Consider the following 3,467-nt stretch of genomic DNA (forward strand, 5'->3'; position numbering starts at 1 on the left):
TTGCCCGTGGTGGTGATGAAGATGTCGGCCTTGTCGACGACCTCGTCCAGCGTCGTGACCTGGTAGCCGTCCATCGCCGCCTGCAGCGCGCAGATCGGGTCGATCTCGGTGATGATCACGCGGGCGCCCTGGCCGCGCAGCGACTCGGCGCAGCCCTTGCCCACGTCGCCGTAGCCGCACACGACGGCGGTCTTGCCGCCGATCAGGGTGTCGGTGGCGCGGTTGATGCCGTCGATCAGCGAGTGGCGGCAGCCGTACTTGTTGTCGAACTTCGACTTGGTGACGGCGTCGTTCACGTTGATCGCCGGGAACAGCAGCGTGCCGTCACGGTGCATCTCGTACAGGCGGTGGACACCGGTGGTGGTCTCCTCCGTCACGCCGCGGATCTGCGAGGCGAGGGCGGACCAGTCGAGCGTGCTGTTCTCCAGCAGGGCGCGGACCACGGCGAGTTCCTCGTTGTCCGCCTCGGGGAGGCGGCCCGACTTCTGGCGCTCGACGCCCAGGTGCACGAGGAGGGTGGCGTCACCGCCGTCGTCCAGGATCATGTTCGGGCCCGCGTGGCCGGGCCAGGTCAGCGCCTGCTCCGTGCACCACCAGTACTCCTCCAGCGTCTCGCCCTTCCAGGCGAAGACCGGGATGCCCTGCGGGTTCTCGGGCGTGCCGTTTGGGCCGACCGCGACGGCGGCGGCCGCGTGGTCCTGGGTGGAGAAGATGTTGCAGGACACCCAGCGGACCTCGGCGCCCAGGGCGACCAGGGTCTCGATGAGGACGGCGGTCTGCACCGTCATGTGCAGCGAGCCCGTGATCCGGGCGCCGGCCAGGGGCTGGGCGGCGGCGTACTCCTCGCGGATCGACATCAGGCCGGGCATCTCGTGCTCGGCGAGGGTGATCTCCTTGCGGCCGAAAGCGGCCAGGGACAGGTCGGCGACCTTGAAGTCTGCGCTCTCAGCAAACATTGAGGATCCTTGTGCTCGAGGAGGCCAGTACGTTGCGGTGGATGTCCAGGGCCGCGGTGGACTTGTTGAGGGTGATGTAGTGCAGTCCGGGGGCGCCCTCCGCGAGCAGGCTGTCGGCCATGGCGGTGGCGTACTCGACACCGATGCGGTGGCCGGCGGCCGCGTCGCCGCGGGCCGTGTACAGACGGGCCGCGAGACCGGCGGGGAAGGCCGCGTCGGACAGTTCGGCGAAGCGGGCGATCTGCCGGTGGTCGGTGGCGGGCATGATCTCCGGGATGATCGGGATGTCGCAGCCCGCGGCCTCGACCCGGTCGCGCAGCCGCAGGTAGTCCCCCACCCGGAAGAACATCTGGGTGATCGCGTAGTCGGCGCCGGCCCGGCACTTGGCGACGAAGTGGCGGATGTCCTGGTCCCAGTCCCCCGAGCGCGGGTGCCGCTCGGGGAAGGCGGCCACCCCGATCCTGAAGTCGCCCAGCGAACGGACCAGTTCGACGAGCTCGTACGCGTACCGCAGGCCCTGCGGGTGCGGCGTCCAGGGACCCTTCGGATCGCCCGGCGGGTCGCCGCGCAGGACCAGGACGTCCCGGATGCCCGCGTCCGCGTACTGCCCGATGATGTGGCGCAGTTCGGCCACCGAGTGGCCGACGGCGGTCAGATGGGCGACGGGGCGCAGTGTCGTCTCGGCGGCGATCCGCCGGGTGACGGCCACCGTCCGGTCCCGTGAGGAGCCGCCCGCGCCGTAGGTGACGGACACGAAGTCGGGCCGGAGCGGTTCGATGCGCCGGATCGCCTTCCACAGCGTGTCCTCTCCCCTGGCCGTCTTGGGCGGGAAGAACTCGAAGGAGAACGTCGTCATGAGCGGCCTCCCGCGTTGAAGTAGTTGGCCTCGGGGTGGTGGACGACGATGGCGTCGGTGGACTGCTCGGGGTGGAGCTGGAACTCCTCGGAGAGGTGGACGCCGATCCGCTCGGGTTCCAGGAGCTGCGCGATCTTGGCGCGGTCCTCCAGGTCCGGGCAGGCGGCGTAGCCGAGCGAGTAGCGGCAGCCCTGGTACTCGGTGCGCAGCATCCCCTCGAGGCGGGCCGGGTCGCCGGCGGCGATGCCCAGTTCGGAGCGGACGCGGGCGTGCCAGTACTCGGCGAGCGCCTCGGCCAACTGGACGGACAGGCCGTGCAGTTCGAGGTAGTCGCGGTAGGAGTCGGCCTCGAAGAGCTTGGCGGTCTCCTCGCCGATGCGGGAGCCGACGGTGACGACCTGCAAGCCCACGACGTCGGTCTCGCCGGATTCCTCGGGGCGGAAGAAGTCGGCCAGGCACAGCCGGCGGCCGCGGCTCTGGCGGGGGAAGGTGAAACGGGTGCGCTCGTTGCCCCGCTCGTCCAGGACGATCAGGTCGTCGCCCTTGGACACGCACGGGAAGTAGCCGTGGACGACGGCCGCCTCGAGCATGTTCTTGGTGTGCAGCTCGTCCAGCCAGCCGCGCAGCCGCGGCCGTCCCTCGCTCTGGAGCGTGTCGCCCTTGAGGCCCCACTGGCCCTTGAACAGGGCGGCCTCGTCCAGCCAGGAGGCGTACTCCTTGAGCTGGATGCCCTTGATGACGCGGGTGCCCCAGAACGGCGGGGCGGGGACCGGGTTGTCGGTGGCGACGTCCGAGCGGCCGACGTCCTGCGGCTCTTCGAGCGCCGGCTCGCGCCGGGGGACCCGGCGTCGTTTGAGTTCGGGCAGGGCCGCGCCGGGCACGCCGCGCTTGACGCCGATCAGGGCGTCCATCAGGCGCAGGCCCTCGAAGGCGTCGCGGGCGTAGCGGACCTCGCCCTGGTAGATCTCGTGCAGGTCCTGCTCGACGTAGGCCCTGGTCAGGGCGGCGCCGCCGAGGATGACCGGGTAGTCGGCGGACAGGCCCCGCTGGTTGAGCTCCTCCAGGTTCTCCTTCATGATCACCGTGGACTTGACCAGCAGCCCGGACATGCCGATGACGTCGGCCCTGTGCTCGGCGGCGGCGTCCAGGATCGCGGAGACCGGCTGCTTGATGCCCAGGTTGACGACGTTGTAGCCGTTGTTGGACAAGATGATGTCCACGAGGTTCTTGCCGATGTCGTGGACGTCGCCGCGGACCGTGGCGAGCACGATGGTGCCCTTGCCCTCCGCGTCCGACTTCTCCATGTGCGGCTCGAGGTAGGCGACCGCGCTCTTCATGACCTCGGCGGACTGGAGCACGAACGGCAGCTGCATCTGGCCCGAGCCGAACAGCTCGCCGACCACCTTCATGCCGTCGAGCAGGGTCTCGTTGACGATGTCGAGGGCGGGGCGGCTCTGGAGGGCCTCGGAGAGGTCGGCCTCCAGGCCGTTCTTCTCGCCGTCGATGATCCGCCGCTTGAGCCGCTCCTCCAGCGGCAGCGCGGCCAGCTCCTCGGCCTTGCCGGCCTTGAGCGACTTGGTGGTGGCGCCCTCGAACAGGGCCATCAGCTTCTGCAGCGGGTCGTAGCCCTCGGCACGCCGGTCGTAGATCAGATC

At 70.0% G+C, this 3,467-nt stretch carries 3 protein-coding genes; all 3 read right to left on the bottom strand.

The window, feature by feature from the left end; translation table 11 throughout:
- The coding region (locus tag CW362_RS42505; RefSeq protein ID WP_103554921.1) for an adenosylhomocysteinase at positions 1–956 on the bottom strand (956 nt) is incomplete at its 3' end.
- On the bottom strand, positions 946–1,812 hold the full coding sequence (gene metF, locus CW362_RS42510; protein WP_103554922.1) for a methylenetetrahydrofolate reductase [NAD(P)H]: 867 nt from the start codon (positions 1,810–1,812) through the stop codon (positions 946–948). The genes metF and CW362_RS42505, both read right to left, overlap by 11 nt.
- Positions 1,809–3,467 (bottom strand): vitamin B12 dependent-methionine synthase activation domain-containing protein (locus CW362_RS42515; protein ID WP_206301227.1); only part of this gene is annotated, 1,659 nt, incomplete at its 5' end. The genes metF and CW362_RS42515, both read right to left, overlap by 4 nt.

The organism is Streptomyces populi (genome assembly GCF_002911015.1).
GTDB lineage: Bacteria > Actinomycetota > Actinomycetes > Streptomycetales > Streptomycetaceae > Streptomyces > Streptomyces populi.

Excerpts from the sequence above, each read along its gene's own strand:
- metF (WP_103554922.1), bottom strand. The coding sequence starts at position 1,812 with ATGACGACGTTCTCCTTCGAGTTCTTCCCGCCCAAGACGGCCAGGGGA.